Source organism: Flavisolibacter nicotianae, assembly GCF_003628535.1.
GTDB lineage: Bacteria > Bacteroidota > Bacteroidia > Chitinophagales > Chitinophagaceae > Flavisolibacter > Flavisolibacter nicotianae.
In genome coordinates this window covers 25,989-44,351 of record NZ_RBCI01000002.1, presented here as the reverse complement: position 1 = coordinate 44,351, position 18,363 = coordinate 25,989, and the positions used below count along the sequence as shown (strand labels likewise).

The following is an 18,363-nucleotide window of genomic DNA, read 5'->3' as shown; positions in this document are numbered from 1 at the left end:
ATCAAAGATAATCACACGATTGTTCTTCGATGAAGGCCGGACAAAACGGTATCAGAAATGGTCAAAATATTACCATTTCTGCTTCGTGCGTTTTGCTCGTCCGTGTTTACAAAATTCCTTTTTCTTTCAGCAAAGCAACGGCCTCGATCAGCATGGCGCCACTTGCCTGCGTGGTAAAGTCAGTAGAAGCACCGGGAGGATTTTTCCAGTAGGTACCGTACAGAAGATAAGATTTGTCGGTTCCTTTGTTCCAAAGGATTTCGGCATTTTGTTTCAGGAAATTTGCATAGCGTTGCTTATCGGAGCTCACCATGCCGGGTGCCAGGATCAGTTGCGTGAGATAGCGGACAAAAACGCCTTTAAACAACCCGCCATCACCACCGCCTTCATCGCGTAAGAGGTTGTCGGTGAAGTTTGTCAAAGTGTTATCGGTAAGGGTAAAGTTTGCGGCTTGCAACGCATCGTTCAGGTAGCCGGCATCGTTGGTGATCGAATACAACTCCACGGCTGCACCAATGAAGGTGCCCTGGTTGTACGTAAACTTCCAGGTCGTGTTTCGTTTTCCATCATTGTCGGAATTCATTCCATCGTACACCATGCCGGTGCTTTTGTTATAAAGGCTGTCTTTTACCCAGGCGTAAATCTTCTTTGACCACGCTAAATCATCTGCGTTGTTGAATTTCTTGTAAAGGCGGGCAGCCAGGATGGCTGCAGGTGCATTGGCTGGCGTGTTCTTATAGTACGGCATCGCTTTCCGCCAGGCAATACCGCCACCCATCGTGTTGTTCCAACCGGTTTTTATATCAGCCCAAACAGCATCTACAGCCGTTTTAAATTTTTGGTCACCGGTGGCTTCATAAGCCCGTAACATAGCCAGCGAATTCCAGTCCATGTCATCGTAAAATTCATTCAGAAAGGTGTTGCCGTTTTTCTTGTTGACACCGGCAAACCAGTTGTCCATGTAGGTTTTATATTCTGCCTTGCCCGTTCGCAGATAAGCATCCACCAGTATATCCAGTCCATGCGCCTGCGGCCAGTAGTGGAACGCCGTTCCGTTATTCTTTTCGTTGAAGTAATTTTCACCCGCATTCCAAAACTTCGCCAGGGTTGCTCCCGTGCTGCTGTCTGCGGCCTTGCTCCAATTAATGGCTGCTGGTGGGTTCGTTGTACCACCGCCGGTTGAACCATTGTCATAATCTTTTTTGCAACCGACAACGCTTAACAAAACAAAAACGGCGGGTAAAAAAACGCTGGTAATTCTATTCTTCATGTTTCCGGCTTTTTAGAAGGGCACTGACTTGATCATGTTTGAAAGGAATGTCCTGACCCTGGAGTAGGGCCAGGACATGAGAAACTGCTATATGAGAGAGAAAGAGATTACTTAATTACAACCTGGTGGTTGTAGGCTGCATCCGGCTTAAAGTTCAGGATCAGGTCCACGTTCTTCATATCGGCTTCTGTGGGGAACTTGAACGTATAATCCCACTGGTTGACATTTTGCTTAAACACGTTGTACCAGGCAGCCGGCGTGGTTGCAGTCGGACGGCTGTTGTCGCGGTTCACGCTGCCCCAGTCTTCCTGGAATGTTGTTCCGTCAGCAGCTTTCAGGGTCATGCGGAATTTATAGCGTTCATCACGGCCCCAGCTTTCCTGTTTGAACTGAACGGGTACATTCTCGGCCTTGAAAACACCGTTTCCGGCATAGGTCAGTTCTGCTTCTAACGCATTGCGTGGTGCAAACCAGTAGCCAACCTTTGTAATTTCTGTCAGCTTCACCGCCGCGTTGTTAAAGTCAAGCTCAATGCGGTAAACGGTTGGTGTGGTAACAGGCGTTGCTGCCGCATCACCTATTTTCAGGAACGCTCCCTGGATGGTGTACGACGTCGGTGTACCGGTGGTTTTATTCACAAACCCGTAAGTTCCCGGCTTCAGTTGCGTGTAAATTTCAAACACACCCGGACCGGTTGATTTCATTTTTATCGCTGATCCCAGGGTGGCGCCGGCTTCGGTTCCGCTACCGGTGAGGTACACCTCTGTGGGAATTTCGGCAAAACCTGCGGGCCTTTCCACTTCAATGATACGCGACACGGTTGCTTTCTTTACGTTGGTGCCTTTTGATGCCAATACCGTCCAGCGCAGCTTCCCGGTTTCCAGCGACTGAATGCCGGCAAAGTTGGCAATGCGGTTCAGGTCCTTGTGGCTCAGTGTGAGCTTGTTTTGCACGCCGTTTCCATCCGAGCTCATTTTATACACAGGGGCTGTAAAATCGCCGTTCACTTTGTCAAAGGCCACTTCGTACATCACCAGTGAACCGTCTTCGGCTTTTGCCTGGTCCCATTCAAACACTACGCTGGCAGAAGTTGCCGGCTCCAGCTTCACATGAAGGTTGTCGGTAGGTGCATACAAGGTGGAGACTTCGGTGATGTTCATATTGATGGCCCTTTCGTCTTTCTTGCAGCTGCCGAAGGTGAAGGCCACCAACAGCACGAAAAGGGATGAAAGATTGAAAATCGAATATTTCATAAACAAGTTTTTAAAAAGTTGATGTTGGGTTTTGCTTAATAGTTCGGGTTTTGCGAAAGGTTGGTGTTCTTTGCCAGCTCTGAAGCCGGAAGAGGCCACAGGTAATGCCTTGACGGATCAAAAACACGCTGCTGCACGCGGAGGTAGCCATTGTCAACGGAAGGGTCGCCAAACCTGGCGCCATGAGCCCAACCATTCATCACCTGCTCGGCAATCTTCCAGCGACGGATATCGTCGATGCGCAGGCCTTCCATGGCAAATTCCGTTCTTCTTTCGTTGCGGATGATCTCCGTGAGATCGCCACCTGGAAAGGCCAGTGCAGCAGGATCGGTAAAACCGGCCCTTCTGCGCAAAGCGCCAATCGTTTTATCCCAAACGCTGGCATCCATTTGCCCCAAGGCATTCTTGGCTTCGGCATACATCAGCAACACTTCGGCATAACGGATCAGGATCAGGTTAAGCCCTGAATTGAACCCCGCGGTGGCCGTAGGATCATAGTATTTCTTCCAGTAATAACCGGTAGCAGTACCCTGCCCGGAGGCCTTGTACTCGTTCTTGGCCGATGCATCCGGATCGCTGCCCGGCTTGATATAAATGGTTTGGTTGGTGCCGTTCGCATTGCGCCAGGTAGCACCATGGTAAATGATGGTGGCGGCCAGTCTCGGGTCGCGGCCGGTGTAGGGATTGTTCTCGTCAAAACCAGAACCGGCTTCGTTGATCTTTTTGCCGTTCAGCATCACATAGCTGTTCACCAGTTCCTGCGTAGGCGCCATGTTGTTGCCCCTGGCACCTGCCGACAGCGGTGCAAAATCAATGTACTCGCCCCAGGTGCGCAGGTTCGGTACATATTGAATGTCCAGCATCACCTCGCTGTTGTATTCGTTGGAAGGGCTGAACACATCTTCATACTTCGTTACCAGGCTATACGAACCATTGGCCGACTGGTTGTTCATCAGGTCTTCGCAGATGGCGGCTACTTCTGCCATGCGGTTGCCCTGGTAAAGAAGCACTCTTGCCTTCAGGGCCTTTGCAGCGCCTTTGGTAATACGGCCACGGTCAGCGGCAGCGTATTGCGTATTGGTGGGCAGTATGGCGGCAACGGCATCCAGTTCATCGGTGATGAACTTCACCACGTCGGCCTTGGGTGTGCGGGTTACGGCTTTGGACTCATCAGGCGTGATGTCGTGTGTAAGCAAGGGGACATCGCCCCACCAGTTCGTGAGTTTGAAATAGTGGAAAGCACGAATGAAACGCACTTCTGCTTTCATTCGGTTTTTCAATGCCGGGTCAAGCGTGGTGTTTTTGTCCACATTGTCCAAAAAAACGTTGGCTGCCTTGATGCCCGTGTAGTAGTAGCTCCATTCATCCTGGAAGCGGGCCAGTGTAGGAGTAAAGCTGCCGCTGCTGATGGCATCCGGAAAACCGGCGCTAATCCCAAGCCGGGTATATGCATTGTCGCTCAGCGCTTCGTTATAAAAGAAAAGCTGGCTCGTGTACATCCGGTTGTACACATTGTTCAACGCATTGTTGACGTTCTCGCTGGACTCCCAGAAGTTTAATTCGGAAAACCGATCGGTTGGCGCCAGATCCATCTTCTTGCAACTGGTCAGCAGGCCGACAAGCACCATGAAGGAAAGGACTGACTTAAAAATTATTTTGACCATGTAAAAAAGCATTAAAAAATTTAGAATGTAAGGTTCAGGCCCATGCCATAAAATACCGGCAGCGGATATGCACGGCCACTGTTGGCCCCTGCGCCCATGTCAGTGCTGTTGCCAAACTCGGTGTTTTCCGGGTCAATAAACTGCAGGCGGGTAAGGGTGAACAGGTTTTGTCCCGTGAAGTAAATGCGTGCGCCTTTCAGCTTGGCTTTTTCGGCAATGTTGGCTGGCAGGTTGTAGCCGATCTGCACGTTTTTCAGGCGGGCATACGCCGCATCAAACAGGTAGATGTCCGAACCAATGCGGTAGTTGTTTTGATTGGACGGGCTGCCGGCTTCGGCAAGACGCGGCCAGGCTGCATTTGGATTCGTTGGCGTCCAGTAATCCGTTTGGTGCGTGTACATGGTACCGGAATAACCCACGTGGAAAGGTTCCACCAGTTCACCACGGATCATCTGGTCGCGGCGTCCCACACCCTGCACAAAAACCTGCGCATCGAAGCCTTTGAAGCTGACGTTATAGGTAAATCCAAAGGTGTAGCGGGGGAACGGATTACCAAGGATGTATTTATCCTGGTCATCAATGACGCCATCGCCGTTTTTATCCTTGAACTTGATGTCGCCGGGAACAACGGTCACATTCGCGGGTTTTGCATAGGTCTTGATGTCGTCAAGCGTTTGGAAATAGCCGTCGCGACGATAACCCTGGTAAACGGTAATCGGCAGGCCAATGCGGCGCACAAACTCGAATTCTTCTTTGCGCAACACCAGTTCTTTCACGCCAAATGTGTAATCAATCAGCTCGTTCTTGTTGTCGGCAATGTTGAAGTTGAAGGTATGCCTGAAGTTTTTGCCCGACAGGCGATAGGTTGCATTGATCTCCCAGCCGCGGTTGCGTACTTCTGCGGAGTTATATGCGGGGAAGCTGGCGCCGAACAAAGCCGGAACGTCTTCCCTTGGCACCAGGATATCGCGGGTGGTTTTGTCAAACACATCAAACGAAACAAAGAGCTTTCTCTTGAACAGTTCTGCATCCAGGCCCACGTTAGCGGTGGCCGCTTTTTCCCAGGTAAGGCCCGAGTTGCCCAGAAGGAAACCGGATCCGCCTACGATATTGTTGTTAAAGCCATACGCGTTGGTGTAGTTGAAATACATCGTCTGGTATCGGTACGCATCCGTATTCTGGTTGCCCAGGATGCCGTAGGATGCACGCAATTTCAAGTCACCAACATTCGACTTAAAGTTGCTCAGGAAGTTCTCTTCCGTTAAGCGCCAGGCGGCACTCACCGAAGGGAAAAAGCCCCAGCGACCTTCTTTCGGAAAGTTGGATGAGCCATCAAAACGGAACGAGAACTCGCCAAAGTATTTATCGTTGTAAGAATAACCCGCCCGTCCAAACATGGAATTCAGGCTGGATTCAGACGTACGCTGGTTGGTGTTGGCCGAACCGGCATCCACCACGGTACCCGTTGTCGGAATACCAAAGACAGGATCGGTCAGCGTTTTGCGAATGTTGTTGCCTTCGCCTTTGAACGACTCGTTGGAGCCGCCCACCAATACGTTCACATCATGAATGCCAAAGCGTTTTTTGTATTCGGCGATCAGTTGCGTATTTGTCATTAACGACTTGTAGTTATCGTCGTTCACTTCCCTGTCTTGCCCGTAACGGCCGCCCGGGAAGAACGAAAGTTCCATCCGGCGAGCAAAGGTGTGGTTCGAGCGTACCGTCCCACCAAAAACGCCACGGAGCTTCAGATCACGGGTGATGGATAATTCGCCGGTGAAATTGCCAAAGACCTCGTCATTGTTATACAGGCGGTAACCGCCGTTTTCCAAAATGGCCTTGGGGTTAAATTCAGACGAAACCGCATTGGTCAGGTAGCGGCCCAAAGAGTCCTGGAAATTGTAAAGCAGGGGAACGCGGGATGCGTCAACCGTGAGTGTACCCGTGCTGGAAGAATGATCCTTGCCGTCTGACCGAACATAACTTAATATGGTGGTCAGCTTGAACCGGCCGACTTCGGTGGACTGGTTCAGGCGAAGGTTGTAACGCTTCCAGCCATAATCGGGACCGATAAAATTATTCGCCTGGTCCATGTAACCAAACGACATGAAATAGGTGTTGTTGTCGCCGCCACCGCGAAAGCTTACGTTGTGCGTTTGCTGTGGCGCATTTTTCAGAATGCTGGATAGGCGCCAGTCGCCATCGCCCTGCGCCGCAATCTGCTGAATGTCGGAAGCGGAATAAACCGGCTGACGGCCGGAGTTCACCAGCGATTCATTTTTGTAATAGGCATTTTCCCAGGCGTGCACCGGTTGTGCCGTAATCTCGGGATGCGTAATGCCATACATGCCTTCGTAGGTGAGTGTGGCCTTTTGATTTTTGCGGCCTTTCTTCGTGGTAATGAGCAAAACGCCATTGTTGGAACGCGAGCCGTAGATGGCTGCCGTTCCGGCGTCTTTCAACACCGATACGCTTTCAATATCAGCCGGGTTTAGCAGGTTGAGGTCACCGCCAATGATCCCATCAATCACCACCAGCGGACTGTTGTTGCCCAGCGTTCCCAAACCCCGGATGTTGATGTTCAGGCCCTGGCCCGGCTCAAAGTTCCGCTGCTGGATAATCAGGTTAGGGGCCGTGCCCTGCAAGGCCTGGCTAACATTTACCGCCGGCTTGCCTTCCAGCGCATCGGCAGAGATTTTATCCACCGCACCCGACACCGATACCCGGCGCTGTGTACCATAACCCACCACAATTACTTCACCCAGGGTGTTGTTCATGGGTTGCAGTTGTACGGACATGTTGGCGCCTGCCGCCAGCTCGCGGGTGGTGTAGCCCACGAAGGAAAAGACCAGTACCTCGTTGCCCGATGGCAGCCGAAGGGTAAAGTTCCCGCCTTCATCCGTGGTGGTGGCGTTGGTTGAATTCTTTTGCGAAACGGTAACGCCGGCAATCGGGCTGTTGCTTTCGTTGACAACTTTGCCCTGGGCCGTCGTTTGGCTGTAAGCCAGCACCGAAAGGCACTGCAGCAAAGCCATGAAAAGGAAGATGCGTTTGCCTGTGGCCAACAACCTGATTCCTGAGCGTTGGTGCTCTTCGGTTGGCCGGTTCAATAGTAACATAAGCATGCAGTTTAAACTCCTGATTAAAATGATTAATGATTGAGATGGAAAAGCAATCCGGTATATTGTCACGGGAAAAAGGGCTATCCGCTACTGGCGCGAAATTTTTTTTGGCTGTTGCCTTTACAAGGATGTCTGAAAAGAGAGAGCGGGAACCTCACCGGTTCCCGCTCTCTCGAATCGGCAATTTGATCGCCGCAGTTGCGGGACAATTTGCCTGGTTATTTCTTCTTACTGAAGCCGGCCTTATTTTGTTTTTACCTCAATCACACCACCTTCTTTAAAAAGCTCGTGCGGAACAAAATAGCCTTGTATGGTTTTGCCATTCACCATGATGGCCTGCAGGTTCCGGCTCTTTCCGCTCTTTTTGATGGTCAGCACCTTTCCGTTACCCTGTTTCCATTTGACTTCCGTAAAAAGCGGAACCGTCACCAGGTACCGGTCCTCCACGGCGGCATAGGGATACAAACCCAGGGCGCTGCACACATACCACGACGACATTTCGCCGGCATCGTCCATGCCGCTCAGGTCAAGCCCCTGCGGCCCCATACCATAGAGGCTGTCCAGGATAAAGTCGATCATCTTTTGCGATTTCTCCGGCTTGCCGATAAAATAATACCCAAACGGCGCCTCGTGGTCGGGCTGATTGCCATGGCAATACTGGCCCACCATGGTTTCCACGTTGCGGGCAATGTAGGCCGGGTTCCAGGGAACAGTGAACAGCGAATCCAGTTTGCTTTCGAAGCCCCTGTTGCCGCCGTACAGATTCACCAGTCCTTCCATATCGTGCGGTGCAAAAAAGGAAACCTGCCAGGCATTGGCTTCCCGGTACATGTATTCGTAATACGGATACTGCGGATTGAAGTTCTTCACCCAGTCGCCATTTGCCAACCGGCCACGCATAAAGCGGGTGGCGGGGTCAAAAACGTTGCGGTAATTTTTGGAGCGCTCCATTAGCTGCCGGTAATGCGCCGTGTCGCCAAGCTTTTTTGCCATCTGCGCCAGGGCATAATCATCGTAGGCATATTCCAACGTTTTGGAAACACCGGCGTTGGCTTTCGTCTCCACGTTGGGCTTTTCAATGTCGGGTTCCGAAATGTACCCTTTTTGGATGTACTCGTTCAGGTGCGGACGGCTGCTGCCTTCCACAAAGGCATTGCGCAGCAGGAGCTCGTAGGCGCCTTTCACATCAAAATCTTCGATCCCTCGCAGGTAAGAGCCGGCAATAAAAGAAGCCGCATGATCACCATGAAAAAAAGTGGGAATAAAGCCGGTTTTATCGCCCCGGTCTTTGAGGGATTGAATCACGTCTGCGGTGACTTTTGGCGAAACAATGCTTAACAGCACCAGTTTGTTCCGGTAGGTATCCCAAAGAGACGGTATCTCATAATAATTGAAGGAGGCTTTTACCACCTTCTTTTTTACATCGGTGTATTCCCCGTTTATGTCGCTGCGTAGTGCCGGCCAAAGAAAGGCCCGGTACAGGGAGGAATAAAACATTCCCCTTTGCTTTTCGGTGCCGCCCTGCACCGCAATCTTCGAGAGCAAGGACTCCCAGGTTTGGTCTGCGGTTTTTCTGATTTCTTCAAATGATTTTGTACCAATTTCCTGCTGCAGGTTTTGCTTCGCATTGTCGATACTTACGAATGACAAGCCGATCTTCAATTCAACCGGCCTGGTATTGTTGTCACTGAGATGCAGGATCGCTCTTCCCTCCCGCTTTCCTTCTGCCTCTTTCTCCAGGTTCGCAATCGTGCCGTTGAGGATAGCGTAGAAATAGATCTTGTCATTTCCCACATCCTGGTAGCCCTGCACAGCCGATTCGCCGGCCTGCTCAATCTTCCAGTCCCGCACCCGGTTGTTTGCCTTCGCCAGGTCAAACAGGATTTTGCGGTCTTTGTGGTTGGTAAACTCGTATTGGTGAAAGCCGCAACGCAGTGTTGAGGTCAGGCGGACATTGATGCCGTAATCCTGCAAATAAACCTGGTAATAGCCAGGTGCGGCAGATTCCTTTTGGTGGGAAAAACGGGACGCAAAGGGCTTGCCGGTTTGCTCACCCGAGATCGGCAAAACAGGAATGTTGCACAAATTCCAGTGGCCTTTGTTAGTGTGTGTAAAACCAATGATGGTGGTATCCTCGTACTCGTAACCGGCACCGGAGCCGTATTCGGTCATGGGGCTAAGCTGCACCATGGCGTTGGGCAGCGCCGCTCCGGGGTAGGTTAGTCCAGACCAGGGTCGCCAGCCTTTTGGAGTGACAAAACCAACAATCCGTGGATCGGTCAACGGTGTGGTGCCGACAAAGGGATTAACATAGCTGGTAAAGCCGCTTTTCTTTTTTGTTGCTTTTTGCGCAGAAATCCTGCCCGGCGCAATAGCCAGAAAAAACGGGAGCACCAACAGTAAATAGAGTGAACGCATGCTAGATTTTGTTTGAACAACGAATGACTTACTCCTTAGTCACGTAGAAGAGGTTTCTCCGCTACTCGGTCCCTTTGGGTGGCAATCGAAAATCTTTCGAAGAAAAATTTTGGGCTTGCACTAATAGTTGTCCACGGCCGAAGGGCCCATTTGCAAGACCAACTTGCCGCCTCTTGTTATTTTCTCCCAGGGAATAAAAGCACGATGATGCGCCTGTCCGTTCAGATTGATGGTTTGCACATATTGATTGGCGGCACTGTTGCTTTTTGTTTCAATGATGAACTCTTTCCCGGAATAATAGCGGGGGCTCAGCTTAATTTTTACCCTGTCGAACAAGGGACTGCCAATCCCCATCTGCGGTTTGGGTTCCGTCAGTCCTTTCACATCAAACAGGCCAATGGAGGACATCACATACCAGGCGCCTAACTGTCCCTGGTCTTCATCCTGTCCAAAGCCATAGCCGTGTATTCCTTCTGTGCCGTAAAACTGATTGCAAATGGCCCTTACCCATTTCTGCGTCAGAGAAGGCTTTCCGGAATAATTAAACAGCCAGGACACATGCAGGTTGGGTTGATTGCCGTGGTTGTAGATGCCGGCAATCCCTGCAAAGGCATCAATGTTGGCACCGCCGCCAAACATGGCTTTTTCGGCAATAGTGAAAACACTATCCAGCCGGCGGTTGAATGTTTCTGCACCCATTTTCTTTACCAACTCTTCGGGTTCGTGCGGCACAAAATAGGTGTACTGCCAGGCATTGCCTTCCTGAAAGCCGCGCCACGGTTGGGAGGGGTCGAAGGGTTCGATAAACTGACCATTGGCCAGCCGGGGATGAACCAGTTGAAGCGCCGGGTCGTACACTTTTTCCCAGGCTTTTGAAAGACGCATCAGCTCTTTGTAATCTTCCCCTTTACCCAGCAGTTTAGCCCATTGTGCCACCGCATAGCCACTGAACGAATATTCCAGCGTATGCGAAACCGAGAACTGCCAGCGTTCGCTGCTGCCACTGCCTGAATCCAGGTGGTTCACATAACCATATCGGCGAAAGCGGTCTACATCCAGTTTGCCTGCGCCTGCGGGACGGTCTTTCCAGTCCAGTTCATTTTTGCGGGCCGCTTCGTAGGCCAGCGGCACATTGAAGTCGCGAATGCCTGCCATGTAAGCGCCGGCAATGGCGATGCTCACCATGTTGGTGCCGACGCCTGATACGTATTTGCTGTTGGCAATCCCATCGCCCAGCCAGCCGGCATCCTTGTACACCAGCAACTGGCTTTTGATAAAATCGGAATAGTATTCCGGATAAGCCAGGGCCCACAATTGGGTGAGGTTCCAATAGCCGCCCCAGATAGCGTCTGTGTTGTAATGGTTATGTAACGGCTTGCCTCTTTTGTCCAATTCTATTTGCCCAACAGTGCCGTCGTTCTTTGGATAAGCGCCGTTTACATCACTGGCCAGTCCACGGCCTAACACTGCGTGATAAAGCCCTGTATAAAATTTCACCAGGTCTTCCTTCCTTTTTCCTTCCACATCAATACGGCCCAAGTATTCATTCCAAACCTTTTTCGACTGTGCTCTGGCCGCATCAAAGGAAAGTGAAGCCGCTTCCGCCTGCAAGTTCAGGCGGGCATTGGCGATGGAGGTATAGGAAAGGCCGGCTTTGATGGTAATGGCCTCTTTCGCCTTTGTTGAAAACGTGAGATAAATCCCGGCGCCTTTGCCGGTGGTCGCTGTTTGGCCGGCCCTTACGTCCGTACCGTTGAAGGTGCCATAAGCGGTGGGCTTCTTGCTGATGACTGCCGAAAAGTACATTGTGACCGAAGCACCCGGCTGGTATTTTTGAATGTACACCGGGAGTGTTGTAACCCAACCTTCCACCCGCCCGTTGGGCAGGAGTTTCACTTCGGCATCTTTCACTGGTCCGCTTTCGCCCTGCTGGTTGCCAATATCGAAAAGGATATGTGCTTCACTGCTGGCCGGGAAGGTGTAGCGATGAAAGGCAACCCGTTTGGTCGCTGTCAGTTCGGCTTTGATGTTGTAATCTTTAAGCAGCACAGAGTAGTAACCGGCCGTACTCACTTCGTCCTTGCGGTTGAAGCGGGAGCGGTAACCTTCATCCGGCGTTTCTAGTTTGCCCGGAACCGTTTGCAGGCCGCCCACCAGCGGCGCAAATACAACTCCTCCTACCTGGAACTCATGAAAATTGGGAAAGCCTTCAATGGATGTATGTCGGTAATCGTAACCCGTGGCTTCCCAGCCATTGGCGTTGCCATAGCTGCCATTGGTGGAGGGTGCCGGCTTGGCCATGCCGAACGGCTGCGCACCCGGTGTGTAGTGAAACCACCGGCAATGCGCCGTCCCGATGTTGGGGTCAACATACTGCGTAAAATCTTTTTGCGCCGCCGCCGGATTGCCCATGAGCGAAAGGCAGAAAACAACAGCAAGCGTGGAGGTATCAATCAAAAATTTTTTCATGCAAAAAACTGGTATGTCCGTTAAGAATAGGGGTCACTGTAATTTTTACGAGAGGTTGTTTTTTATTCAGACTGCATCGGTTGTTAGCAGAACACGTTCGCTACTTATGGATGAAATATTTTCACTTTTTCAGGCGCCGGCTCTTTATTTACTTCCGTTCCATCAACAAAACCCTGTCCGCTCCACTCCGCCTCTATCTGTTCCAGCGATTTGCCTTTGGTTTCCGGGAGCAGTTTGTACACCGTTAAAAAAGCAATCACACAAAACGCTGCAAAGGTCCAGAAGGTGGCAGCAGTGCCAATGTTTTTGAGCAAAACCGGCGTTAACTGGCCCACGATGGTATCAGCAATCCACATGACCATAATCGAAATGGCCATGGCACGGCCCCGGATTTTCGCCGGAAAGATTTCGGCGGCCACCACAAATTTTAATGGACCAATGGAGAAGGCAAAGCAAGCGAGGAAGGCGAGCACACAAACCAACAACCAGATGCTGGCAGTGGCACCACTGGCAAAACAGGCGCCGGTAAATGCAAGGCTGAGGGCTGCTCCGGCGGTGCCGAACAAGTAAAGCGGACGCCGTCCCGCACTGTCCACTTTCCAGATGGCAATGAGGGTAAAAATCATATTCGCCAATCCAAATATCACCTGGCTAAGAAGCGAGTTGCTTAGCGAAATGCCAGCATTGCTTAAGATGCTTGGGCCGTAATAGATGATGGCATTGATACCGCTGAATTGTGAAAACAGGGGCAGCAGCATGCCAATCAGGAGCGCCTTGCGCCAGCGGGTTGAAAACAGTTCTTTGTAGGAAATATTTTCTGATTCTTTCACCGGTATTACCTCCTGCTGAAATTCCTTGTCTGCGGAGATACGTGCCAGCACCGCCCGGCCTTCTTCAATCCTCCCCCTTTGCATCAGCCAGCGGGGACTTTCGGGAACAAGGTATAAGCCCATTAAAAACAAAATGGCCGGCACAACGCCAAGGAACAACATGCCCCGCCAAACTTCCTGTGAAAAGATAAAGTTGAAGGGCCCTGCATCTCCGCTTGCCGGATGTGCCGTTGCGTAACTCACTAAACCGGCATTGCTAAGATAGGCCGCCAGGATGCCCAATGTCAGGGCAAACTGGTAATACGTAATCAGTCGTCCACGGCTTTTGGCCGGCGCTATTTCAGAAATATAAAGCGGCACTACGTTCGAGGCCAGGCCAATGCCTACGCCACCGATAAAGCGGAAGACAACAATCCAGAACAAGGAAGGCATAAAGGCGCAACCCGCCGCTGACAAGCAGAAAAAGATGGCCGAGAGCAGCAGTGGCTTTTTCCGTCCAAGCCGGTCGCTGGCCTCACCTGAAAAAGCAACACCGATGATGCATCCAATTAAGGCCGACGAAACAAACCAACCTTCCTCAAATGCGGATAAGGAAAACTGCTTTTGCAAAAACGGAAGCACGCCGGAAATTACGGCCATGTCAAACCCGAACAGAAAACCACCGAGCGACGCAACGAGGGTAATGGTAAGGATTGACGTTCTTTTCTTTTGCGTTTGCATACGCTTGTTGATTGAAAGTTTTCTTTCTTTTTTTGATTTACCCGGAAGGCGAAATGCGTTCAGGCTTGCCACCCTAATTCACGAAAGGGCAAAACTGCCATTGTCTAACAGAACTTTTCCACTTTTCACCTTCAAAAAAATATGTGGTCGATTGCATCTTTGATAAAGGCTTTGACAACTTTTGCTCGTGCCGGGCCTTCGTTTATCAATCGATAGCGGCCAGCAGCGGCAGGAATGACAAAGGTTTCTGCATACTGAAAGCGGTGCGTTTCGCCACCGACTTCCACCAGCACCGATACACCTTCTACCAGCATTAACACATGGCAACTTTCAGCTGTATCCACGTCGATGATTTTATCAAACTCCAGGCGGTGCACATCGTATAAATGTTCGGCATGCGTAGGCAGGTGCCAGATGTCGCAATCCGCCGCCTGCTCCAGCAGTTGCGGATGGCTAATCAACTCTTCTGCTACCCTTTTCCCCTGCCGCTCAAAGCGCAGGTTGTTGAAGGCATGTTCGATATTGATGGCCCGCGGTTGGCCATTGAGGTCCATCCGCAGCCAGTCGTACATTTTAAACGTAAAGATGTAAGGCGTGGCACTGATTTCCAGCACCAGGTTGTTGGCGCCGGCACTGTGAACGGTGCCATTTGGAATCAGGAACAGGTCGTGCTTTTGGGCAGTATGGGCCTGTACAAAAGTTTCCATCTCCACCGGTTTTTTCTCTGCTTTGCTTATTTCAAGCTCCTTGCGGAACTCGTCGGGATTTATCCCTTCCTGAAAGCCAAGATAGACCTGGGCGCCGGGCTTGCAATCAAGGATATAATACGTTTCGTCCTGCGTGATGTGTTCACCAAAATGCTTGCGGATATATCCGAGCGAAGGATGGCATTGAATGGAAAGATTGCCTCCTTCCCAGGTATCAAGAAAATCAAACCGAATCGGGAATTCATTGCGGAAAAAAGCGGCGTGTTTACCCAGAATTTTTTGATTGTCTTCCAGCATCAGCAGGTCGAACGGCACTTCCAACAGGTAGCCATCACTTTCAAACACAATCCCGTTTTCGGGCACTATCAGCTCGAAGGACCAGGCATAATTGACGGCCTCTTTATTCAAGCCCTCGATGCGCTCCTTCATCCATTGGCCACCCCAGGCACCGGGTTCAAACCAGGGCCGTACCCTTAGCACCGTTGTACTTAGGTGGCGAAGACCGTCTTCAAGGTCTTTACGAAACATCCAGTTGATGTCTCCTTCCCATTGTACATCGCCCTGGATAGTGATGCGCTTTTGGATGGACGCCTTGTACTTGTTCAATACTACCCAATCTACAAAATAGGCCTGCTTGTACATCTGTGCTGACTCGTCGGCGGTGCGCCTTCCCAGGTTGGTGATGGACCCGGCCCGCATGCGGTACTGGATTTCGTTTTTGGGCACATCCAGGTAAATGACCGGCACGTCCCAATCTACCAGGGAGGCGCCGGTGCCAATCAGGATGGTGCAGTGAACACCCTCTATTTCTTGTACCGCTTTCAGGCTATCGACCCGAAAGAAGTCTTTTAGTTCAAGTGTTGTGCGGGTGCCCCAAACGGCGTCCCGTTCACCTAAAAAAGGTTCTACCAGGTCTAATACATCCTTTTCATCCTTGAGATAGTCGGCTGCTTTCATCCATCCTGCTTTCACCCCTTCTTTTTCAAACGCTTCTTCCAGGCAACGTTGTACTTCGTCCCAAAGCACGCCGCTAAATCCGTCGATGATAACCGCCGGCTGCGACGCTATCCACGCAGCCAGCGATGCATAACCACTCTTTATTTTACCGCTGCCAAGCGAATGGACCGGGTAAATGTTGTAGCCATCTTCATTGGCCGTTTTACGGGGGAGATGAGAGGGCATCACCGCCTGTGTGCTTTTTCTTGCGAGAGGCTTTACTCTCTCATTTGTAGCTGCCGGTTGAGTGGAAATTTCAAGCATGATCATTCAATAGCATTGATGACAAAAAAGGCATTGTGAACAGCAAGAGCCCGCAAAACACCTTATGTTATAATGTATGTACATAGTTAGGTAAATAATTCATTCGGTCCAAACAATTTTATTGGTGAAATGAAATGTTACAACAAATGGTCAAGTTTTCTATTTTTGACTGTGCCTGAAAATTCTCCACTAAAACTCAGCATCGATCATAAGAGCCATGTGCCCCTGCATATTCAGGCAGAAAACCTGCTGCGCACCCTGATTGCCGACCCGCAATATGCCGATGGCAAATTGCTGCCGAATGAGGTTGATTTGGCCAGGCAATTAGCCATCTCCCGCACCACCATCCGTCAGGCCTTGAACAAGCTGGTGTACGAAGGTTTGCTCATTCGTAAAAAAGGAATCGGTACAAAGGTGTCCGTGCCTTCGGTGAGCTCAAGATCAAATAACTGGCTTTCCTTTTCACAAGAAATGCAGGCTCGTGGGATCCCCATCAAAAACTTCGAGCTGCATGTCAGCTGGGTGCTTCCACCTGAGGCAGTGGCTAATTTTTTTGAAATCAGTACTGACAAAAAGATTTTGAAGCTGGAACGTTTGCGGGGAAAGCCAGAAGGGCCTTTCGTTTATTTTGTGTCCTACTTTCACCCCCGTGTCGGCCTCACCGGCGACGAAGATTTTAAGCGGCCCCTGTACGAGATACTGGAGAAAGACCATATGGTGGTGGCCAATCTATCGCAGGAAGAAATCAGTGCGAAGGCGGCCGACAAGGCCATTGCTGCCAAACTGGAAATAGAACCCGGCAGTCCTATCCTTTTCCGCAAGCGCTATGTTTTCGACCATGGCGACCGGCCCATCGAATACAATCTTGGTTATTACAAAGCCGACTCCTTTGTTTATACGGTGGAAAGCAGGCGGTAAAATTTTTATTCCGGTTTTACTGCATGCGATGCTTATCGTCAATGGCCCTTCTTGCTAACCCGCTTTATCTCCCGCTGGAAAAAAGCCCAGGACTCCAGGAATATATCAATGTCTTGCGGGAAGGCATGCGCACCGCCATTCACCCGTAGCAAGGTGACTTCCGGTTTTCCTTTCCCTTGATAAGTGTATTGCGTGATGGTTTGCTTGTTTGTGGTATCGGTGTCCGGCAGTTCCTTTACGGTTGGCTGCCCTTTGTATCCGGCCAGGTTTGCCCAGTACTGAAACGAACGTTCGGTGGAGCGAACCTCTCCCCACGAAGCACCGTTCATGATCATTTTTCCGCCGGAATAGGGATTAAGCTGATCAGCCGTTCCGTTGGATATTAGCACCGCCACCGGCTGTTTGGCTTCGGCGCAATCGAGGTTGGTTGTATCGGGTACATTGGCTACAATGGCGCTGATGGCCCTGCACTGCTGCGGCATGGTCATGGCCAGTTTGTAGGCCATGTGACCGCCACCGGAAAGGCCAATGACAAAAAAGCCTTTGCTATCGACCTTGTAGTTTTTGGTGAAATAGCGGAGCATGGCAGCAAAGAAAGCCTGCTCATTGATGTCTTCTTTGTTTGCCTCTGAAGTTGCGTATTTACGGCATTCATTCCAATACCGCTTGTAGCCGTCCGGGTAAACCAGGAGCAGGTGTTCCTGCCCGGCGATGGCTTGCAGCGCCGATGCCGGTTTCATCATTCCATTGCCGTCGCCACCCGAACCGTGAAGGATGAAAACCAAGTTGTTTCCTTTTGTGGTCTTTGTTGGCTGTTGAAAACGAAAGGTCCTATACTTCCCCTCAACCACCAAAGAGTCGATTCTGACCTGGCCAGTCGCATGGAAGAAAACAATGGCAGTGAGGAGTATCGAGAGAAAAAGCTTCATGAGATCAATTTAGCGTGTGGCAGCAAAGAAAAACAAATTGCGTTGCCCCGCAAGTAGTTGGGTCTTAATATATCCCTGTGGATCCATCCCACCCCTGCAGAGCAAGTTGTCGAATCCATGGATTTAGCATGTCTTCCTCTCTTTTGCATTTAGATTTCTGGCGAGGATGAGCAGGCATATCTATGAAGTGTCGCGTCGATGTGGAGCCGAGCGAATGGTGATTGAACACCACGCTGGAAGTATGGATGCTGTTTTGTCGCCTACATGGTTGAGTTTGTGCTATTCAGCCCTTTTCCCATTTTCCACATCTGTGTCCGATGATCGTCCGCTCTGCGACCCTACCGCTCCCTTGGCCTTCGATGAAGTGTAGGTCGAAGCGCTCGATTCTGCCATTTATGTAAGCCGCTGGAGCGGTTTGAATAAGTAAGAGCAAAAATTTGTGACTTTGTACTTAGCCGCGGTTAAGGTGCGAAAGAATGGACCAAAGTCCAGGTTCTTATTGAAACTGTAGCTGCGCTTAATGAGGTCCAGGACAATGGCTTTCTTTTCCCGGATCTTGTTGTTGATCTCGAAGCCGAAAGGGTGCGAGGGTTTTACCCAGTTATCCTCCACACCGGTCCACTGCGGGGCGCAATTTTTTGCGGCACCTCGATCTTATAATACCGAGATGCCCGGTTGATGGTGATGCGCAGGTAAATGGAGTAGAGGCCCGATTGGTTGACATCGTTCCGCCAGTTAAAAACAACCGTGACAAACGGGAGAATCATACCAAGAGTTACGGCAAAAAAAGGCAAAACCGGAAA

The 18,363-nt window shown here is 50.7% G+C and carries 11 protein-coding genes; 1 reads left to right on the top strand and 10 read right to left on the bottom strand.

The window, feature by feature from the left end:
* Positions 1 to 106: 106 nt before the first annotated feature.
* The 8 genes from D6024_RS05105 to D6024_RS05070 all read right to left on the bottom strand — a co-directional run bounded on the left by D6024_RS05105 (position 107) and on the right by D6024_RS05070 (position 15,719).
* Positions 107 to 1,270: a glycoside hydrolase family 76 protein gene (locus D6024_RS05105; RefSeq protein ID WP_121353533.1), complete on the bottom strand. Its 1,164-nt coding sequence runs from the start codon at positions 1,268 to 1,270 to the stop codon at positions 107 to 109.
* Between the two features lie 107 nt (positions 1,271 to 1,377).
* Positions 1,378 to 2,523, bottom strand: a complete 1,146-nt coding sequence (locus tag D6024_RS05100) for a SusE domain-containing protein (protein WP_121353532.1) — start codon at positions 2,521 to 2,523, stop codon at positions 1,378 to 1,380.
* A gap of 35 nt (positions 2,524 to 2,558) precedes the next feature.
* A complete protein-coding gene (locus tag D6024_RS05095) occupies positions 2,559 to 4,187 on the bottom strand; it encodes a RagB/SusD family nutrient uptake outer membrane protein (RefSeq protein WP_162944555.1) in 1,629 nt (542 codons plus the stop codon).
* A gap of 20 nt (positions 4,188 to 4,207) precedes the next feature.
* Complete coding sequence (locus tag D6024_RS05090) at positions 4,208 to 7,306, bottom strand: SusC/RagA family TonB-linked outer membrane protein (protein ID WP_162944554.1); 3,099 nt, start codon at positions 7,304 to 7,306, stop codon at positions 4,208 to 4,210.
* Positions 7,307 to 7,552: 246 nt separating this feature from the next.
* A complete protein-coding gene (locus D6024_RS05085; protein WP_121353529.1) occupies positions 7,553 to 9,727 on the bottom strand; it encodes a GH92 family glycosyl hydrolase in 2,175 nt (724 codons plus the stop codon).
* A 120-nt stretch (positions 9,728 to 9,847) separates the two neighbouring features.
* Complete coding sequence (locus D6024_RS05080) at positions 9,848 to 12,196, bottom strand: GH92 family glycosyl hydrolase (RefSeq protein ID WP_121353528.1); 2,349 nt, start codon at positions 12,194 to 12,196, stop codon at positions 9,848 to 9,850.
* A gap of 104 nt (positions 12,197 to 12,300) precedes the next feature.
* The gene (locus D6024_RS05075; RefSeq protein ID WP_262670697.1) at positions 12,301 to 13,818 is read right to left on the bottom strand and encodes a sugar porter family MFS transporter; all 1,518 of its coding nucleotides are present in this window, start codon (positions 13,816 to 13,818) and stop codon (positions 12,301 to 12,303) included.
* A gap of 59 nt (positions 13,819 to 13,877) precedes the next feature.
* Complete coding sequence (locus D6024_RS05070) at positions 13,878 to 15,719, bottom strand: class I mannose-6-phosphate isomerase (protein ID WP_240409960.1); 1,842 nt, start codon at positions 15,717 to 15,719, stop codon at positions 13,878 to 13,880.
* A 213-nt stretch (positions 15,720 to 15,932) separates the two neighbouring features.
* On the opposite strand from D6024_RS05070, the gene D6024_RS05065 reads away from it, so the two are divergent.
* Positions 15,933 to 16,631, top strand: a complete 699-nt coding sequence (locus tag D6024_RS05065; protein ID WP_240409959.1) for a GntR family transcriptional regulator — start codon at positions 15,933 to 15,935, stop codon at positions 16,629 to 16,631.
* Positions 16,632 to 16,669: 38 nt separating this feature from the next.
* On the opposite strand, the gene D6024_RS05060 is transcribed toward D6024_RS05065, so the two are convergent.
* Complete coding sequence (locus D6024_RS05060) at positions 16,670 to 17,560, bottom strand: alpha/beta hydrolase family esterase (RefSeq protein ID WP_121353525.1); 891 nt, start codon at positions 17,558 to 17,560, stop codon at positions 16,670 to 16,672.
* Positions 17,561 to 18,153: 593 nt separating this feature from the next.
* On the bottom strand, positions 18,154 to 18,327 hold the full coding sequence (locus D6024_RS26545; RefSeq protein WP_162944553.1) for an Arm DNA-binding domain-containing protein: 174 nt from the start codon (positions 18,325 to 18,327) through the stop codon (positions 18,154 to 18,156).
* Positions 18,328 to 18,363: the final 36 nt, after the last annotated feature.